The sequence below is a fragment of the Saccharopolyspora sp. CA-218241 genome, assembly GCF_050954615.1.
GTDB lineage: Bacteria > Actinomycetota > Actinomycetes > Mycobacteriales > Pseudonocardiaceae > Saccharopolyspora > Saccharopolyspora cebuensis.
This window is the reverse complement of the sequence record NZ_CP191860.1, coordinates 1,372,342-1,389,491: the sequence shown is the minus strand read 5'-3', so window position 1 is coordinate 1,389,491 and position 17,150 is coordinate 1,372,342. Positions and strand designations below refer to the sequence as shown.

The window sequence follows — 17,150 nt, the reverse complement described above, 5'->3', positions numbered from 1 at the left end:
CTATGACCAGTGCGCGTACCGAGGGGGCGCGATGGTGGCCGGTGGTGGTCATCGGCGTGGTCGGGTTGGCGATCGCGGTGGTGGCCTCGGGGCGCCTCCAGCCACCGGCGGTGTGGCTGGTGGCCGATGCGATCGGGCTGGTGGCCGCGGTGGCCGCCGGGACGGCGTTCGCGATCACCGCGTTCCGGCGGCCGGGACGGCAGCTCTGGCGGGTGACCATGGCGGTGGCCGTGCTGGGCTGGGCCACCGGGCAGGCGATCTGGACCTGGCACCGGGTCATCGACCTGCGGCCGATGACGTTCCCGGACATCGAGAACATCTTCTTCTTCATGCTGCCGGTCGGGGTGCTGGCCGCCTTCGTCCACATCGCGCGCACCGAGCGTTCCGGGCGGCGCGGGTACGACCGGGCCGCTCCCTTGCCGGTGCTCGTGCTGGACTGCCTCATCATCATCGGCGGGCTGGCCGCGCTGCTGTGGGAGACCACCTACGGCGCCCCCACCGGCCAGCGGCGCTCGCCGGGCGAGCCGTTGACCATGTTCTACACGATCACCGACCTGGTGCTGATCCTGCTCGCCATGCTGGTGGCGATCACCCTGCACAGCCTGTGGCAGGAGCGGCTGGCCTGGATCATCGGCGGGCTGCTGGCCATCGCCTGCTCCGATGCCGGCTACGCCTACATGATCAGCGCCGGGATCCCGGCGCCCCCGGCCACCGACGCCGGGTACATGCTGGGACCCGCGCTGCTGTTCATCGGCGCGACCGTCCCGGAGCGGTCGGGCCGCCAGCGGCGGACCCCGGCCCTGCTAGCGCTGCCCTACCTCCCGCTGGCCGCGGTCTGCGGGATCGTGCTGCTGCACGCGGGCACCTGCCGACCGGCCGAGATCTACTTCCTGGTCGGCATCGTCATCCTCGTCGTGGTGCGGCAGCTGCTCACCCTGCGCGAGCTCTACGACGCCCACGACCGCCTCAGCCACCAGGCCACCCACGACCCGCTGACCGGGGTGGGCAACCGCGCGCTGCTCACCGACCGCCTCACCGCCGCCCACGCCATGCCCCGGGCCCGGGCGCTGCTGTACTGCGACATCAACGAGTTCAAGGCGATCAACGACGAGCACGGCCACCCCGCCGGGGACGAGCTGCTGCGGATCACGGCCCAGCGGTTGCTCGACATCGTCCGCGCCACCGACACCGTGGCCCGCATCGGCGGTGACGAGTTCGTCGTCCTGCTCGACCCGGCGCCGACCGAGCACCGGCCGCTGATCGACCGCATCGCCCAACGCCTGGCCCACCCGGTGCCCTTGCGCACCGGCGCGGTGCGCATCACCGTCAGCATCGGCTACCACCCGCTGCCCCCGGACACCGATCCGGAGCAGGCCCTCGCCCACGCCGACGCCGCGATGTACCGGGCGAAGCGCGACGACACCGGGTGAGCGGCGCGCCGCCGCGGGTGCTCAGCGGCCTTCCCGCGTGCAGGCCCCGGCGCCGTGCCGGGCGGCGCCCGCACCGGGACGGCCGCTGAGGTTTCCGCCGCACCGCCCCTCAGGACTGCTTGACGGCCGAGACTTCCAGCTCCAGCGTGACCTTCTCGCCCACCAGCACGCCGCCGGTCTCCAGGGCCGCGTTCCAGGTGAGCCCGAAGTCCTTGCGGTTGATCACCACCGAGCCCTCCAGCCCGATCCGGACGTTGCCGAACGGGTCCTGGGCCTGGCCCTCGTAGCTGAACGGCACGGTGACCGAGCGGGTGACGCCCTTGATGGTCAGGTCGCCGGTGACGTCGTAGGAGTTGTCGCCGGTCTGCTCGATCGCCGTCGAGGTGAAGGTGATCTCCGGGTACTCGGCGGCATCCAGGAAGTCGTTGGTGCGCAGGTGGCCGTCGCGGTCGGCGTTGCGCGTGTCGATGCTGTCGACCTTGATGCGCAGGGCGACCGAGGACGCGGACGGGTTGGCGCCGTCGATGGTCGCGGTGCCCTCGAAGTCGTTGAACGCACCGCGCACCTTGGTGACCATCGCGTGCCGCGTGACGAAGCCGATGCGGGTGTGGGTCGGGTCGAGCGCGTACTGCCCGGTGAGCTGCTCGGTCATGGCGCACCTCCAAGTAGTTGACGTGTCACCAACAAAGGTGCCACGGGTTCGTGGACGCGTCAACCAATTGCTCCTGTGCGGCGGAGCACCCGCGACGAGCCCATACGATGGAGGCATGACGGGGACCCGGTGGCTCGACGAGCACGAGCAACGCACGTGGCGCGCCTACCTGGCGATGAACGCCCGGCTCAACGCGCGGCTGCACCGCCAGCTCCAAGCCGACTCCGGGTTGTCCCTCGCCGACTTCGACGTGCTGGTGCAGCTCACCGACCGGCCGGACGGGCGGGCCCGCATCTCCGAGCTGGCCGGTGCGATGCAGTGGGAGAAGAGCCGCCTGTCGCACCACCTCGGGCGGATGCTGCGGCGCGGCCTCATCGCGCGCGAGGAATGCCCCGAGGACGCGCGCGGGGCCTTCGCCGTGGTCACCGAGCAGGGCCGGGACGCCATCGAGCAGGCCGCGCCCCGGCACGTCGAGACCGTCCGGGAACTGCTCTTCGACCAGCTCGACACCGACCAGGTCGACGCCCTGGGCACGATCGCCGACGCCGTCCTCGACCGCCTCGACGACCCGCGCGCCTAGCGCCGGGGCCGCTGTCGCCGGGCCCGCGCGGCCTTCTGCTGGCCGTACCGGCGGACAGCTCCACCAGATCGGCCAGCGCGCACGGGCGGGGCCGCGGACCGGTCGCCACCGCAGCGGGCACCGACACGATCCGCGGCATCACCTCGTGCGGGCTACTTCTTGCCCTTCTTGCCGTCGTCCTTGCCCGCGGACTCGTCGGTGGACAGCGCGGCGACGAAGGCCTCCTGCGGGACCTCCACCCGCCCGATGGTCTTCATCCGCTTCTTGCCCTCCTTCTGCTTCTCCAGCAGCTTGCGCTTGCGGCTGATGTCACCGCCGTAGCACTTGGCGAGCACGTCCTTGCGGATGGCGCGGATGGTCTCCCGGGCGATGATCCGCGACCCGACGGCGGCCTGGATCGGCACCTCGAACTGCTGTCGCGGGATCAGCTCGCGCAGCTTGGTCGCCATCTTGGTGCCGTAGGCGTAGGCGGCGTCGCGGTGCACGATCGCACTGAAGGCGTCCACCGGCTCGCCCTGGAGCAGGATGTCGACCTTCACCAGGTTCGACGTTTGGGTACCGGCCTCCTCGTAGTCCATCGAGGCGTACCCGCGGGTGCGCGACTTGAGGTGGTCGAAGAAGTCGAACACGATCTCGGCCAGCGGCAGCGTGTAGCGCAGCTCGACGCGGCTCTCCGACAGGTAGTCCATGCCGGCGAGCTGACCGCGGCGGGACTGGCACAGCTCCATGATCGTGCCCACGAACTCCGACGGCGCGATCACCGTGCACTTGGCGATCGGCTCGTGGACCTCCTTGATCTTGCCCTCGGGCCAGTCGGAGGGGTTGGTCACCTCCAGCTCGGTGCCGTCGTCCTCGATCACGTCGTAGACGACGTTCGGCGCCGTGGAGATCAGGTTCAGGTTGAACTCGCGCTCCAGGCGGTCGCGGGTGATCTCCAGGTGCAGCAGACCGAGGAAGCCGCAGCGGAAACCGAAGCCCAGCGCCCCGGAGGTCTCCGGCTCGTAGGTCAGCGCGGCGTCGTTGAGCTGGAGCTTGTCCAGCGCCTCGCGCAGCAGCGGGTAGTCGCTGCCGTCCACCGGGTAGAGACCCGAGTAGACCATCGGCTTGGGCTCGCGGTAGCCGGGGAGCGGCTCCGGGGCGCCCTTGCGCTCCGAGGTGACGGTATCGCCGACCTTGGACTGCCGGACGTCCTTCACCCCGGTGATCAGATAACCGACCTCGCCGACGCCGAGTCCGCGGGAGGCCTTGGGCTCCGGCGAGATGATGCCGACTTCGAGCAGCTCGTGCGTGGCGCCCGTGGACATCATCTTGATGCGCTGTCTGGGCTCGATCTTGCCGTCGACCACCCGGATGTAGGTGACCACACCCCGGTAGGTGTCGTAGACGGAATCGAAGATCATCGCCCGTGGCGGCACGTCCGCGACGCCCTCCGGGCGCGGGATCTGCCGGACCACCTCGTCGAGCACTGCACCAACCCCTTCACCGGTCTTGGCCGAGACCCGCAGCACGTCCTCCGGCTCACAGCCGATGATGTGCGCGAGTTCGGCGGCGTATTTGTCCGGTTCGGCGGCGGGGAGGTCGATCTTGTTCAGCACCGGGATGATCTGGAGGTCGTGCTCCATCGCCAGGTACAGGTTGGCCAGCGTCTGCGCCTCGATGCCCTGCGCGGCGTCGACGAGCAACACCGCCCCCTCGCAGGCGGCCAGCGACCGGCTGACCTCGTAGGTGAAGTCGACGTGCCCTGGGGTGTCGATCATGTGCAGCACGTGATCTTCCCCGCCGACGGACCAAGGAAGGCGCACGTTCTGCGCCTTGATCGTGATCCCCCGCTCCCGCTCGATGTCCATCCGGTCGAGGTACTGAGCCCGGTACGCGCGCTCCTCCAGCACCCCGGTGAGCTGCAGCATCCGGTCGGCCAACGTGGACTTGCCGTGGTCGATGTGCGCGATGATGCAGAAGTTCCGGATGCGCTCCGGGTCGGTGAAGGTGGTATCGGCGAAACTGCTCACTCAGTGTTCCTCGCGGACGTCGGCAGGGTGGAGGGACCCGCACATGGTCCCACGAGGCGCCCTGACCTCGATGCCCAACTCCGGGTCATCCCCGATGCACCGCCGCGTCGCCGGTGCTGAGCTGGACATATGGGTGAAACGGACAGTCGGGACCGAGGAGCGCCGCTGCACCGCTCGCGCGGTCCGCTGGGTCGGACGGCGCAACGATCGCGAGGCCGGGCGGACGCCGTCGTCGAGGAGCAGGTCGTGCGGCTGGCCGGGCTGACCGGGACGGACGAGGTGCTGGTCCTCGGCCCCGGGGCGGCGCTGCGCCCGGCGGCCGACCGCGCCCGCCGGGCCACCGCCGACCCGGCCGAGGCGCCGTTCGACGTCGTGCTCAGCACGCACGACGCCCACCGGTGGCCGGACCGGCCGACCGCGCTCGCCGACCTGCTCGACCTGCTGCGCCCGGACGGCGAACTCCTCCTCTCCGCTCCGGAGGAGTCGCTGCCGGGATCCCGGCCCGGCCTGGACGCCGACCTGCGGGCCTGCGGATTCGTCGAGGTGCAGAGCTGGCTGTGGCACCCACCGGGCGCCGTGCTCCAAGTCCAGGCCCGGGCACGCCGCCCGCAGGACGCCGAGGGCCGACCACAGGCCCCGCGTGATCACCCGACCCGGTGAACTTTTGCCAGGTGGGGGGCACCCAGCACACGAACGGGTGGAAGAAGCGCGTGGCGGGCTACTCGCCTCGGGTGTCGACCCGCAGGGGGTGGTCGGCGGGGACCTCGACGAGGACGATCCGCATCCCTTCCGGGTCGGCGATCCAGGCCTCGTCCAGCCCCCACGGCTGCCGGGCGGGTCCGGCCAGCACCTCGACGTGGTCGCGCACCCGCTCGAACTCCGCCCGCACGTCCCGGACCTGGAGGAACAACACCTGGTCCGGGCTCGTGCCGTGCTCACCGGCCCCCGACACCTCCAGGTAGCCGCCGCCGGTGAAGAACACGGTGCCGACCGCGAACTCGCGGGAGACGGCCAGCCCGAGCACGTCCCGGTAGAAGCGCACCGACCGCTCGCGGTCGCGGGGCCGCAGGATCAGCCTGCTGCTCAAGATCTCCATGCCCCGTTCATACCCACCGAGCACCCCCGCCACCATCAGGCGATACCCAGCAGCACCACGCCGGCCAGCACGACGGCGGCACCGCTCAACCGGCGGACCGGCCGGTCCTCGCCCAGCAGGCGCCAGGCCAGCAGCCCGGCGAGCACGATGCTCAGCTCCCGCGCCGGGGCGACCAGGCTCACCGGCGCGAGCCGCATCGCGAACAGCACCAGCGAGTAGGCCAGCGGGGACAGCACCGCCACGGCGAGCACCTCGCGGCGGTGCGCGCGCCAGACCCGCCCGAGCCGCCCCGGGTCGGCGAGCGCGCGCGGGCTCAGCAGCAGCGTCCGCAGCAGCGTGCTGGTCCACTCGTACAGCAGCGGGGAGAGCCCGAGCGCGGTCACCGCGTAGGCGTCCCACGTGGTGTAGATGCCGATCAGCGCGCCGCAGAGCAGACCGAAACCGACACCGGTGAGCCCCGCTCCGGCCCGCGGCAGGCCGTCGGAGAAGCCGATCACGAGCACCCCGAGCACCACCAGCGCACCGCCCAGCACGCCCAGCGCACCGGGCCGCTCGCCGAGCACCACCACGGCGATCACCATCGCCAGCATCGGCCCGGTCCCCCGTGCCAGCGGGTACACCACGGACATGTCGCCGACCGCGTAACCGCGTTGCAGCACCACGGAGTACGCGGCCTGCACCACCGCGCCGACCACCCCGCCCAGCACCCAGGAACGCCACGGCGGGACCCCGTCGACCAGCAACGCCCCCGCGGCCACCGGCAGGTACAGCACCGTCGAGCAGCCGGCGGTCAACCAGACGAACACCGCTCCCCCGGAACCGGCGCGCTTGGCGAAGAAGTTCCAGCCCGCGTGCGCGAACGCGGCGGCGACGACGAGCAGGACGGCGGTCAGGCCCACGAGGCTCCCTCCGGGTCGCGCGGGCGCGCGGTTCCTCCTGTCCCGTGAGAGGGGCGACCGCGCTCCGAAGCGGACGCCGTGCCGCTCGGACCCGACCCGCCCGCTGCTGGTCGTCGGCGCTGGAGCGCGGCGGCGGCGGAACCCCGGGCACAACCGGGAGCGGACTCCACGCCGCCGCACCGGCCTAGATCCCCGCCGCGACCTTCCAGCCGAGGCTCACCACCAGGCCGACCGCCACGGTCAGGAACACCCGCCGCACGAAGCCCGATCCGCGCCGGGAGGCCAGCGACGCGCCCAGCACGCTGCCCGCCGCGTTGCTCACCGCCATGCACAGCCCGAGCCCCCACAGCACCTTCCCCGCCGGGATGAAGAACAGCAACGCCCCCACGTTCGTCGCGACGTTGACCACCTTCGCCGTCGCCGAAGCGGTGAGGAAGGCGAACCCGACCAGCCCGACCAGCAGGAACACCAGGAACGATCCGGTGCCCGGACCGGCGATGCCGTCCCAGAACCCGAGCAGGACCCCGCCGAGCAGCATCACCACGAGCTGGCCGCGCCTGCCGAACCGCGGGGCGTCGACCGAACCGAGGTCGGGCCTGCGCCAGGTGTGGACGGCGACCACCACGATCGCGGCGAGCACCACCGCGTTGAGCACCCCGGACGGCAGCGCATCGGCGAAGATCGCACCACCGAGGGAACCGAGCAGCGCGAGCAGCGCCATCGGCAGCGCGCTGCGCCAGTCGATCGGCGTCCGCTTGGCGTAGGTGCGGGCCGCCGCGGCGGTCCCGGCCACCGAGGCGACCTTGTTGGTGGCCAGCGAGTGGATCACCTCACCGCCCGGGACCAGCAGCAGCATCGCGGGGAGCTGGATCAGCCCGCCGCCGCCCACGATCGCGTCGACCGCGCCCGCCAGGAACGCGGCCGCGCAGAGGAACAGCAGTCCGGCGAGGGAGAGATCGGCGAATCCGGGCCAGGCCAACGCGTCGAGCACGAGGGCTCAGCTTAGATTCGCCCGGAGACCGCCTCGCGCAGCGGGCGCTCACCCGGGGGCGGCTCCCGAGGCGGTGCCCTCGAGCGGGGCCGAGGTCGGCGCCGGGGCGGCGCGCGCCCGCTGTTAGCATGGACGACCGTGCCGTGCGGCGTTCCGACCAGGAGGAAAGCCGCGCTCCCGCAGCGCGGTGCCAATTCAGCGCGGCCGACCATCGACGAGGAAGAGGCGCACCAGTGGCCAACATCAAGTCCCAGGTCAAGCGCATCCGGACCAACGAGGCCAACCGCCAGCGCAACAAGGCGGTCAAGTCCAGCGTGAAGACCGCCATCCGCAAGTTCCGCGAGGCCGCTGCCGCCGGTGACAAGGACAAGGCCATCGAGCTGCAGCGGGCCGCCGCCCGCGCGCTCGACAAGGCCGCGAGCAAGGGCGTGCTCCACAAGAACCAGGCGGCGAACCGCAAGTCCGCCATGGCTCAGCGCGCCAACTCGCTCTGAGGCACCACCCGAGGCGCCCTCTCCCCGCGCGGGGGAGGGCGCTTCGTCAGTTCCGGGCCCCGCGCAGGTCGACCAGCCGCAGCACGGTGCGCTCCAGCGCATAGCCCGCGTCCGCGGCCATGCCCTTGACCTCGCCGTTGACCTGAGCGGTGAGCTGCAACGCGGCGGACAGGCTCGTGCTGTTCCAGCCGCGCGCCTGGGCCAGCGCCTTTTTGACCTTCCAGGCGGGCATCCCGAGCTCCCCCGCCAGCCGGTACGGATCGCTGCGGCCGACCGAGGCGACCCGGCCGATGGTGCGGACCGACTCGGCGAGCGCGTCGGCGATGAGCACGTGCGGGACCCCGAGCTGCAGCGCCCAGCGCAGCGCCTCCAAGGCCCCTCCCGATCTCCCGTGACGGCCTTCTCCGCGACCGCGAACCCGGTGACCTCGGCGCGACCCCGGTGGTACCGGCGCACCGATTCCTCGTCGACCCTGCCGCCGGTGTCGGCGACGAGCTGGGTCGCCGAGGAGGACAGCTCGCGCAGGTCGGTGCCCACCGCGTCGATCAGCGCCGAGACCGCGGCAGCGTCGGTCTTGCCCCCCGCCCGCCGCACCTCGTCGCGGACGAACGCCTCCCGCTCGGCGGGTTTGGTGATCCGGTTGCACTCGGTGACCCGCGCGCCGAGCTTGCGCAGCGCCGCCGGGAGTTCCTTGGCGTGCTTGGCGCGACCGCCCCCGCTGTGCACCACGACGAGCACCACGCCGTCGGCGGGTTCGGCGGCGTGCGCGAGCACCGCTTGGGCGATCTCCTTGCCCGCGTCCTGCGCGGACTCGACGGCGATCACCCGCCCCTCGGCGAACAGCGACGGGCTGAGCATCTCGTCGAGCTCCGGAGGGGTGAGGTCGCTCACCTTCACCCGGCGCAGCTCGGCCGTCGGGTCGGCCGCGCGCGCCGCCCCGGCCGCCGCGTGCACGGCGCGCTCCACCAGCAGTTCCTCGTCGCCGAGGACCAAGTGCAGCGGGTCCGGGAGCACCGGCGGTGAGCTCATGCGGGCATCGTCGCACGGGGGTCCGACCGTCCCGCCATCTGGATCGGCCTGGCCAGATCCGCGACAGCTGCACTAGCGTTGCCGCCACAACCGAACAGCTCATCCAGAGGGGCAGAGGGAACGGCCCGTCGAAGCCCCGGCAACCATCGTCGATGCAGCGTGCGCTCCGCGTGTCCGCCGACGATCAAGGTGCCAATTCCGACCCGTCCGCGGGACAGATGAGGAAAGGACCTCGCGATGACCGCTGCTGCCCACTCCCCGGCCACCACCGGGAAGACGTTCGACCTGGGTCCGGCCGCCGAGCTGGTGTCCAAGGAAGAGGGCCACCGCCAGCCTCTGGCCCCCGAATTCGTCTCCCTCGAAGACTTCTCCCCCCTCGAAGTCGCCTACGACTTCGGCCGGGTGCGGCGCGAGGACATCGAAGCCGGTCCCCGCTCGATCTGGCGCTACAAGCACCTCCTGCCCGTGCCGAGCACCGTGGAGCAGCACCCCAACACCGAGCCCGGCTGTACCAGGCTGGTCCGGGCCGACAACCTCGCCAAGGCGCTGGGCGTCAAGCAGATCTGGATCAAGGACGACACCGGCAACCCGACCCACTCCTTCAAGGACCGGGTGGTGGCGGTGGCGCTGGCCGCGGCGCGCGAGTTCGGCTTCAAGGTGCTGGCGTGCCCGTCCACCGGCAACCTCGCCAACGCGGTGGCCGCCGCGGCCGCCCGGGCCGGCTGGGATTCCGTGGTGCTGGTCCCGAAGACCCTGGAGCGCGCCAAGATCCTGATGAGCGCGGTCTACGACGGCTCGCTGCTCGCGGTGGACGGCAACTACGACGACGTCAACCGGCTGGCCACCGAGCTGGCCGGGGAGCACGAGGACTGGGCGTTCGTCAACGTCAACGTGCGGCCGTACTACTCCGAGGGCTCCAAGACGCTGGCCTTCGAGGTCGCCGAGCAGCTCGGGTGGCGCAAGCCCGAGCAGATCGTGGTCCCGATCGCCTCCGGTTCGCAGTTGACCAAGGTCTACAAGGGGTTCAACGAGTTCGCCCAGCTCGACTTGATCGAGGATTCGCCGGTGCGGATCTTCGGTGCGCAGGCCTCCGGGTGCTCGCCCGTCTCGTCGGCGTTCAAGGGCGGGCACGACGTGGTGCAGCCCGTGCGCCCGGACACCATCGCCCGCTCGCTGGCCATCGGGGCGCCCGCGGACGGCCCGTACGTGCTCGACATCGTGCGCAAGACGGGCGGGGCCATCGAGGACGTCACCGACGAGGAGGTCGTCGAGGGCATCCGGCTGCTCGCCCGCACCGAGGGGATCTTCGCCGAGACCGCGGGCGGGGTCACCGTGGCGACCGCCAAGAAGCTGCTGGAGGCGGGCAAGCTCGACCCGGACGCCGAGACCGTCCTGCTCATCACCGGTGACGGGCTGAAGACCCTGGACGCCGTGCAGGACGGCATCGGCCCGAAGGCCACCGTCGCCCCCAGCACCGAGGCCGTCGACGAAGCCCTCGGCCTCCGCTGAGCCGCGGGCGGCCGGGCCTTCCCACCCGGTCGCCCGCCCCACCGGCTCGCGCTGAGCACGGATGAGCCCGGCGGCGCGGTGCCGCGCACCCGGTGGGTCTTCGGCACCGCCGTCGAGCCCGCCGCTGCGGGTGGCCGCAGCTGCGCCGACCCGAGACGGGCCGGGATGCTGCTCGGGACCGCGGCAGCGTGCGCTGGGCCGCGGTGTCGAGATCACCTCCTCGTCAGCGGTGATCCGCGCGGAGCGGATCACCGCGGCTGACCGTGCGCGGTCCGGGCAGGACCGCGATATCACCTTCCAGATCGGTGCGCCGCACGGCCGTGGCCGCCCGGCGCAGCTCGCCGAGGATGAGCGGGCTCGGATGTCCGTAGCCGTTGTCGTCGCCGACGCTGACCAGGGCCACCCGTGCGCCGACCGCCCGGAGGAAGCGCGGTGCCGTGTAGCGGGAGCCGTGGTGCGGGACCTTGAGCACATCGGCGCGCAGGTCCGCCTCGGAGGCCAGCAACCCGGACTGCCCCGGCAGCTCGACGTCACCGGTGAGCAGCACCCGCCCCGCCCGGGTGGTGGCCATGAGCACCACCGAGGCGTCGTTGGCGGCCTCCGCCGACCCGGTCAGCGCGAACTCGCCGCGCGGGCCGAGCACGTCGAGGACCAGGTGCGGCCAGCGGGTGCGTTGCCCGGCGACGAGTTCGAGCACCGGCACCCGATGTCCGCGCGCCAGCGCGGCGATCTCGCGCATCGCCCAGGCCGGTTCGCGCAGCGGCCCGATGCCGATCGCACCCACCGGGTGCTCGCGGACCACCCCGGCGAGACCGCTGACGTGATCTGCGTGCAGGTGGGTGAGCACCACGAGCGGAACCCGCCGGACGCCGAGCCGCCGCAGGCACTCGCCCATCAGGGCCGGATCCGGGCCGGTGTCGACCACCACCGCTTCAGCGGGTCGCCCGGTCGCCAGGACGAGGCCATCGCCCTGCCCGACGTCGCAGGCCACGACCGCCCACCCGGCCGGTGGCCAGGGCGCGACGGCTCCGCGCACCGGGACCAGCACGATCCAGGCGCCCAGCACCCCGACGACGAGCAACCCGCGCACCCGGCGGAACCGCAGCGCCACCAGCAGCACGACCGTCAGCCCGGCGAGCAGCAGGCCGCCGGAGAGCCCGCTCGGCCAGTCCAGCACCGCGCCGGGCACCGCAGCGGCGTGCTCGGCGACGGCCAGCACCCAGGCCAGCTCCGGCGCGGCCAGCAGGACGCAGAACTCTCCGAGCCAGCCGGCCACCGGGTGCAGGACCGTGGCCAGCACGCCGAGCACCGTCGCCGGTGCCACCACCGGACCGGCGAGCAGGTTCGCCACCACCGACACCAGGCTGATCTCGCCGGAGAAGGCCGCGATCAGCGGTGCCGTGACGACCTGCGCGGCCAGCGGGACGACCAGCACCTCCGCCGGACCGGGAGGAACGCCCCTGCGGTGCAGGGCCGCCGCCCAGGCCGGGGCCAGCACCACCAGGCCCGCCGTGGCCGCCACCGACAGCGCGAACCCCAGGCTGGTCGCCAGCTCCGGCACCACCAGGACCAGGCCGACCACGCTCGCCGACAACGCGGGCAGCGCGGAGCGCTCCCGGCCGAGCACGAGCGCGAGCAACGTGATCGCGCCCATCACCGCCGCGCGCAGCACGCTCGGTTCCGGCCCCGCTAGCACGACGAAGCCCGCCAACGCCGCACCCGCCGCCAGCGCGGAGACGACCGGACCGGCGCCGACCAGCCGCAGCAGCAGGAGCGCCGCGCCGCAGACGATCGCCAGGTTGGCCCCGGAGACCGCCGTGAGGTGCGCGAGCCCCGCGGTGCGGAAGTCCGCTTCGACCTCCGCGGGCAACCGCCCGGTGTCACCGACCACCAGCCCGGGCAGGAGTCCGGCGGCGGCAGGTTCCAGCACCGCCGTGGCGGCGACCCGCAGCCCCTCGCGGAGCTCCTCAGCGGTGCGCTGCCAGCCCGGAGGTGCGGTGACCCCGTGCGGTGGCCCGCGGACCTGCACCGCCGCGATCGTGAGCTCTCCGCTGCGCGGTGGCACGACCCGTCCCTCCACCAGGACCCGCTGTCCGGCGATGAGGTCCCGCCACGACGCGCTGGGCACCAGCAGCACCACGGCGCCGTGGCTCGGTGCCCGCCGCCCGGCCTGGCCGAGCGAACGGAGTTCCGCCCGCACCAGCGACCGGTCCTGCGCCCGCCGAGCGCCGTAGGAGCCGCCGCGCAGCGGCACCGGCGCGTCGGTCAGCTCCACGCCGACCACCGCCCGACCGCCCCGCTCGGCGAGCCCGCGGAGCGGATGGTCCTCGGCGGCCCGTCCGCGCTGCGCCGTTCCCGCCGCGGCGATCCCGGCCAGCACCAGCACCACCAGCAGCGATCGCCCCCAGCGCCGGGAACCCGCCACCGCCCAGAGCACCGGAACCGCCACCAGGGCCAGCACCGCGACCACCGCCGCCACCACCCACCCGAGCAGGAGCCCGGCGAGGGTCACCGCCCACACGGCGAGCGCGGCGGGGGCCAGCCGCAAGTCCAGCGGCTGCGGGCGGAGCGCGCTCATGTCCGCACCAGGTCGCGGAGCCGGGAGAACCGGACCTCGCCGATGCCGTCCACGTCCCGGAGCTGTTCCACCGAGGTGAAGCGGCCGTGTTCCGCGCGCCAGCGCACGATCCGCTGGGCGGTGACCTCTCCGACGCCGGGCAGTTCATCGAGTTGTTCCTCCGTCGCGGTGTTCAGGTCGAGCTTGCCGGGTTCGCCGGGCGAGGCCCCAGGCGCTCGCGCGAGCGCCTGGGGCGGCACCGGCACGGCGACGTAGAGCTGTTCGCCGTCGACGAGTCGGCGGGCGAGGTTCAGGGCGGTGATGTCGGTACCGGGCACCGCACCGCCGGCCGCGTCGAGCGCGTCCGCGACCCGAGCGCCTGGCGGCACCGTGACGAGTCCCGGCTCGGCCACCCGTCCGACGACGCTGACGACCAGCTCCTCCGGGGGAGCCGACGTGGTGGTGGCCGCTGCGGCGGGGGTGATGAGCGGCGGTGGCGGCGCCGGTTCCGCGGCGGGTCCGCGGCCCAGCAGGGTGAGCCCGAACACGACCACCAGCACCGCGGCCACCGCGCCGATCGCGAGCAGGCCCAGTCGCCCTGGGTCCACTCTGGACCGCGCGAGCGATTCCGGCAGCCAGCGCCTAGCCCACCGCGAGAGCGGCGAGTCGTTGCGCGGGCCGTCCGCTGCGGCGGTGTAGTCGGGTCCGGCGCGGGTTTCCGCCTCGTCGGAACGCGCCCGTTGGCGCAGTTCCGCCAAGCGGGTGCGCGGATCGGTGTCGTCGTCCACATCGGAGCGCCGATGCCTGGCGCGGTCGAGATCGAACATGCCACGACGGTAGGGCGGCGCGAACACACCGCGCACCAACGTTTTTCAAATCTGTGGACAACTGCGTCCGCTGTGGACAACTCACTGGCGGATGCAGCCCGTTCGGGTCGAATCCGGTTCCCGGACGGGTGAGTCGCAGTGGCTCAGGACCCGCTCCGCCACCCGCCGGGCAGGACCACGACCCCGACCGCCCCGGGCCCGATGTGCGCGCCGATCACCGCGCCGACCTCGGAGACCACGCACTCCAAGCGCTCCCCCAGCTCGGTCCGGAACCGGTCGGCGAGCTCCTGCGCCCGGTGCGGTGCGGCGAGGTGGTGCACCGCCAGCGCCACCGCACCGGCGCCGGCCGCCTTGAGCGAGACGTCGACCATCCGATTCGTGGCGCGGGCGCTGGTGCGCACCTTCTCCAGCGCTTCGATCCGCCCCTCCCGCACGTGCAGCAGCGGCTTGATCGCCAGCGCGGTGCCCAGCAGCGCGGCGGCGGTGCCGATCCGGCCACCACGGCGCAGGTGCTCCAAGGTCTGCACGGAGAAAAGCGTGGTGGTCCGCGCCGCGGTCGTCGCGGCAGCCCGCTCCACCTCGGCCAGCGACCCGCCGGTCCGCGCGACCTCCGCGGCCGCCAGCACCGAGAAGCCCAGGCCCATCGCGGCCGACCGGGAGTCGACCACGGCGATGCGCTCCGGAGCCACCTCCGAGGCGGCCAACCGAGCCGCCTGCCAGGTGCCCGACAGGTTGCGGGACAAGTGCACCGAGACCACCCCGTCGGCACCCGCGTCCAGCGCCGCCCGGTAGGCGGCGGCGAACTCCTCCGGGGCGGCACCAGAGGTGGTCACCCGGTGCGTGCGGGCGAACGCGCGCGCCAGCTCGCCCGGCCCGAAGTCAGGTTCGTCGAGCGCACCGGCGCCGTCCACGCTGACGTGCAGCGGAACGCTCCGGACGGCGTACCGCCGCGCGCATCCGGGAGGCAGGTACGCCGTCGAGTCCGTCACGACTGCGATGGCCACGCGGCAACCCTACGTTCAGCCGTGGACACCGGCGTTGTAGGCGAGCAGGCGCCACCGGTCATCGGTGGCACCGCGCTTGCGCAGGACGACCCAGTGGCAGTTGCCGACCCCGCCGAAGGAGGGCCACAGCTCCACCGGCAGCCGGAGCAGCTTCGCGGTGAGCGCGGTGATCAGACCGCCGTGGGCGCACAGCAGAGCGGTGCCGCGCGGCTGCTGCTCGAGTTCGAGCACGACCTCGTGGGCGCGTTCGGCGACCTCCACCCGGGATTCGCCGCCGGGCGGCGCCCAGGTCGGGTCGGAGCGCCAGGTGAGCATCGCACCGGGCCAGCCGTGCTCCACCTCGGCGCCGCTGAGCCCCTGCCACTCACCCAGGTGGGTTTCGCGCAGCCGCTTGTCCAGCCGCACCGGGATGTCGCTGAGCGCGCTGAACGCCGCTGCCGTCGAGCGCGCCCGGCGCAGGTCCGAGCACATCGCGACCTCGGGGCTGAACCCCGCGATGGCCGGGGCGGCGGCCGCCGCCTGCTGCTCGCCGACCTCCGTCAGCGAGGTGTCCAGGTGACCCTGGATGCGGCCGGCGAGGTTGTGCCCGGTCTCGCCGTGCCGCCAGAGCACTAACCGCTCGAGGCTCACCCCTCGCCGTCCCGGTCCTCGTCCGCGGGCTGCGCATCGGTGAAGTCGATCCGGGGGCAGTCCTTCCAGAGCCGTTCCAGCTCGTAGAAGGAGCGCTCCTCGTCGTGCTGCACGTGCACCACGACGTCGACGAAGTCCAGCAGGACCCACCGGCCTTCGCGGGCGCCCTCCCGGCGGACCGGCTTGCTGCCGACCGCGCGCATCTTCTCCTCGACCGAGTCGACGATCGCTTCGACCTGCCGCTCGTTGGGCGCCGAGGCGATCAGGAAGCAGTCGGTGATGACGAGCTGTTCGGAGACGTCCAGCAGGACGACGTCGGTGGCCTTCTTGTCGGCCGCGGCCTGCGCCGCGACCAGGGCCAGCTCGCGGGCGTTGTCGGTGGCTGCCACGTCACTCCTCTCGGGTGGGCTCGGTGCGCACCCACGCGTGTAGAGGATAGCCAGCGCGCACCCGATCACCCACAGCCCGTCGGTCCCAGCCCGGACCACCCGTCGGGATGAACACCGCTTCGGGCTCACCTGCCTCGGGGCAGGAGGCTGCGCCGCACCAGGGCCAGCAGGTCCTCGCTGATCCCCGGCGCCACCGCGATGGTCTCGGCGGAGTCGGCGGTGTGCGGCCGGCCCGATGCGTCGAACACGTGCGCCCCCGCCTCCCGGGCGAGCAGCACGCCCGCCGCGGTGTCCCACGGGTTGTTCGACAGGATCACGGTGGCGGCGGTGCGCCCGCTGGCCACCCACGCCAGGTCGAGCACGGCGGAGCCGAACATGCGGACCCGCTCCACCTCGTCGGCCAACGCCGCGACCAGCCGGAGCCCCCGCTGGTTGTGCTCGGCGGAACCGTCCCCCGCGGCGAAGTCACCCATCGACACCAGCGCCCGGCTGAGGTCGGTGATGCCGCTGGCCCGGAGCCGTTCACCCCCGCCGTAGGCGCCTTGCCCGGCGATCGCCGAGAACTCCAGGTCGAGGAACGGGCACGCGATCGCGGCGACGACCGGCTCCCCGCGCCGCACCAGGGCCAGCGAGACCGCGCACAGCGGCAGGCCGCGGGCGAAGTTGGAGGTGCCGTCGACCGGGTCCAGCGTCCACACGCACTCCTGCTCCCCGGCCCCCTCCCGGTAGCCGTGCTCCTCGCCCAGGAACCCGTGCTCCGGGGTCCGCTCGGCGAGGAAGGCGGAAAGCTCCCGCTCCACCGCGAGGTCGACGTCGGTGACGTAGTCGCGCTCGGCCTTCTCCCGGACCTCCACCGACGTGCTGGTCCGCACCAACTCGGCACCGATGCGCACCGCCTCGCACGCGATCCGACCGGCCTGCTCGTAGCTCATCCGCGCCTCCCGCCTAGGGCCTCCCCGGGCAAGGGAACCAGAGGCGGCAGCGGCCTTCCAGCCGTCAGCCGCCCACTCCAGCGCTGGTGCGGCCGGTTCGATCACTGCGAGCGCAAGTGGTG

16 protein-coding genes, 1 pseudogene and 1 riboswitch are annotated in these 17,150 nt (G+C 72.9%); of the genes and pseudogenes, 5 read left to right on the top strand and 12 right to left on the bottom strand.

Annotated features, from left to right (window positions below):
* Nucleotides 1-2: 2 nt before the first annotated feature.
* Entirely contained in the window at nucleotides 3-1,430 is a 1,428-nt protein-coding gene (locus ACQP0T_RS06810) for a diguanylate cyclase domain-containing protein (protein WP_433871801.1), read from the top strand.
* Nucleotides 1,431-1,539: 109 nt separating this feature from the next.
* Here the strand turns inward: ACQP0T_RS06810 and ACQP0T_RS06805 are convergent, their stop codons facing one another.
* Nucleotides 1,540-2,082: a YceI family protein gene (locus tag ACQP0T_RS06805; protein WP_433871800.1), complete on the bottom strand. Its 543-nt coding sequence runs from the start codon at nucleotides 2,080-2,082 to the stop codon at nucleotides 1,540-1,542.
* A gap of 115 nt (nucleotides 2,083-2,197) precedes the next feature.
* On the opposite strand from ACQP0T_RS06805, the gene ACQP0T_RS06800 reads away from it, so the two are divergent.
* Nucleotides 2,198-2,662 carry a MarR family winged helix-turn-helix transcriptional regulator gene (locus ACQP0T_RS06800; RefSeq protein WP_345364672.1) on the top strand — a complete coding sequence of 155 codons (465 nt, stop codon included), beginning with the start codon at nucleotides 2,198-2,200 and terminating at the stop codon, nucleotides 2,660-2,662.
* 152 nt (nucleotides 2,663-2,814) lie between these two features.
* On the opposite strand, the gene lepA is transcribed toward ACQP0T_RS06800, so the two are convergent.
* The gene (gene lepA, locus ACQP0T_RS06795; protein ID WP_433871799.1) at nucleotides 2,815-4,671 is read right to left on the bottom strand and encodes a translation elongation factor 4; all 1,857 of its coding nucleotides are present in this window, start codon (nucleotides 4,669-4,671) and stop codon (nucleotides 2,815-2,817) included.
* A 129-nt stretch (nucleotides 4,672-4,800) separates the two neighbouring features.
* On the opposite strand from lepA, the gene ACQP0T_RS06790 reads away from it, so the two are divergent.
* Complete coding sequence (locus tag ACQP0T_RS06790) at nucleotides 4,801-5,331, top strand: class I SAM-dependent methyltransferase (protein ID WP_433871798.1); 531 nt, start codon at nucleotides 4,801-4,803, stop codon at nucleotides 5,329-5,331.
* Between the two features lie 58 nt (nucleotides 5,332-5,389).
* On the opposite strand, the gene ACQP0T_RS06785 is transcribed toward ACQP0T_RS06790, so the two are convergent.
* The 3 genes from ACQP0T_RS06785 to ACQP0T_RS06775 form a co-directional block, all read right to left on the bottom strand.
* Nucleotides 5,390-5,767 carry a VOC family protein gene (locus ACQP0T_RS06785; protein WP_433871797.1) on the bottom strand — a complete coding sequence of 126 codons (378 nt, stop codon included), beginning with the start codon at nucleotides 5,765-5,767 and terminating at the stop codon, nucleotides 5,390-5,392.
* 35 nt (nucleotides 5,768-5,802) lie between these two features.
* A complete protein-coding gene (locus ACQP0T_RS06780; protein ID WP_433871796.1) occupies nucleotides 5,803-6,666 on the bottom strand; it encodes an EamA family transporter in 864 nt (287 codons plus the stop codon).
* A 184-nt stretch (nucleotides 6,667-6,850) separates the two neighbouring features.
* Complete coding sequence (locus ACQP0T_RS06775) at nucleotides 6,851-7,657, bottom strand: TSUP family transporter (RefSeq protein ID WP_433871795.1); 807 nt, start codon at nucleotides 7,655-7,657, stop codon at nucleotides 6,851-6,853.
* A 233-nt stretch (nucleotides 7,658-7,890) separates the two neighbouring features.
* On the opposite strand from ACQP0T_RS06775, the gene rpsT reads away from it, so the two are divergent.
* A complete protein-coding gene (gene rpsT / locus ACQP0T_RS06770) occupies nucleotides 7,891-8,151 on the top strand; it encodes a 30S ribosomal protein S20 (RefSeq protein WP_345364658.1) in 261 nt (86 codons plus the stop codon).
* A 46-nt stretch (nucleotides 8,152-8,197) separates the two neighbouring features.
* On the opposite strand, the pseudogene holA reads toward rpsT, so the two are convergent.
* Nucleotides 8,198-9,180: pseudogene (holA, locus tag ACQP0T_RS06765) on the bottom strand (DNA polymerase III subunit delta).
* Between the two features lie 96 nt (nucleotides 9,181-9,276).
* A riboswitch (SAM riboswitch) is annotated at nucleotides 9,277-9,405 on the top strand.
* A gap of 12 nt (nucleotides 9,406-9,417) precedes the next feature.
* Between holA and thrC the strand changes: the two are divergent.
* Entirely contained in the window at nucleotides 9,418-10,689 is a 1,272-nt protein-coding gene (thrC, locus tag ACQP0T_RS06760; protein ID WP_345364654.1) for a threonine synthase, read from the top strand.
* A 223-nt stretch (nucleotides 10,690-10,912) separates the two neighbouring features.
* Here the strand turns inward: thrC and ACQP0T_RS06755 are convergent, their stop codons facing one another.
* The 6 genes from ACQP0T_RS06755 to ACQP0T_RS06730 form a co-directional block, all read right to left on the bottom strand.
* Nucleotides 10,913-13,267 (bottom strand): ComEC/Rec2 family competence protein, encoded by a 2,355-nt coding sequence (locus tag ACQP0T_RS06755; RefSeq protein ID WP_433871794.1) that lies wholly within the window; start codon nucleotides 13,265-13,267, stop codon nucleotides 10,913-10,915.
* Nucleotides 13,264-14,073, bottom strand: coding sequence for a ComEA family DNA-binding protein (locus ACQP0T_RS06750; protein WP_433871793.1), 810 nt, complete (start codon nucleotides 14,071-14,073; stop codon nucleotides 13,264-13,266). The genes ACQP0T_RS06755 and ACQP0T_RS06750 overlap by 4 nt, the downstream gene beginning before the upstream one ends.
* 143 nt (nucleotides 14,074-14,216) lie before the next feature.
* The gene (locus ACQP0T_RS06745; RefSeq protein ID WP_433871792.1) at nucleotides 14,217-15,077 is read right to left on the bottom strand and encodes a DegV family protein; all 861 of its coding nucleotides are present in this window, start codon (nucleotides 15,075-15,077) and stop codon (nucleotides 14,217-14,219) included.
* Between the two features lie 15 nt (nucleotides 15,078-15,092).
* The gene (locus ACQP0T_RS06740; RefSeq protein ID WP_433871791.1) at nucleotides 15,093-15,707 is read right to left on the bottom strand and encodes a histidine phosphatase family protein; all 615 of its coding nucleotides are present in this window, start codon (nucleotides 15,705-15,707) and stop codon (nucleotides 15,093-15,095) included.
* Nucleotides 15,704-16,096 (bottom strand): ribosome silencing factor, encoded by a 393-nt coding sequence (rsfS, locus tag ACQP0T_RS06735; protein ID WP_433871790.1) that lies wholly within the window; start codon nucleotides 16,094-16,096, stop codon nucleotides 15,704-15,706. The genes ACQP0T_RS06740 and rsfS overlap by 4 nt, the downstream gene beginning before the upstream one ends.
* Before the next feature lie 125 nt (nucleotides 16,097-16,221).
* A complete protein-coding gene (locus ACQP0T_RS06730) occupies nucleotides 16,222-17,028 on the bottom strand; it encodes an inositol monophosphatase family protein (protein WP_433871789.1) in 807 nt (268 codons plus the stop codon).
* Between the last annotated feature and the right edge of the window lie 122 nt (nucleotides 17,029-17,150).

What these genes read in the sequence shown, in the direction of transcription:
- ACQP0T_RS06790 (WP_433871798.1), top strand. Translation starts at nt 4,801, where the DNA reads ATGGGTGAAACGGACAGTCGGGACCGAGGAGCGCCGCTGCACCGCTCG.
- thrC (WP_345364654.1), top strand. Translation starts at nt 9,418, where the DNA reads ATGACCGCTGCTGCCCACTCCCCGGCCACCACCGGGAAGACGTTCGAC.
- ACQP0T_RS06750 (WP_433871793.1), bottom strand. Translation starts at nt 14,073, where the DNA reads ATGTTCGATCTCGACCGCGCCAGGCATCGGCGCTCCGATGTGGACGAC.
- ACQP0T_RS06730 (WP_433871789.1), bottom strand. Translation starts at nt 17,028, where the DNA reads ATGAGCTACGAGCAGGCCGGTCGGATCGCGTGCGAGGCGGTGCGCATC.
- ACQP0T_RS06800 (WP_345364672.1), top strand. Translation starts at nt 2,198, where the DNA reads ATGACGGGGACCCGGTGGCTCGACGAGCACGAGCAACGCACGTGGCGC.
- ACQP0T_RS06755 (WP_433871794.1), bottom strand. Translation starts at nt 13,267, where the DNA reads ATGAGCGCGCTCCGCCCGCAGCCGCTGGACTTGCGGCTGGCCCCCGCC.
- ACQP0T_RS06805 (WP_433871800.1), bottom strand. Translation starts at nt 2,082, where the DNA reads ATGACCGAGCAGCTCACCGGGCAGTACGCGCTCGACCCGACCCACACC.
- ACQP0T_RS06810 (WP_433871801.1), top strand. Translation starts at nt 3, where the DNA reads ATGACCAGTGCGCGTACCGAGGGGGCGCGATGGTGGCCGGTGGTGGTC.
- ACQP0T_RS06785 (WP_433871797.1), bottom strand. Translation starts at nt 5,767, where the DNA reads ATGGAGATCTTGAGCAGCAGGCTGATCCTGCGGCCCCGCGACCGCGAG.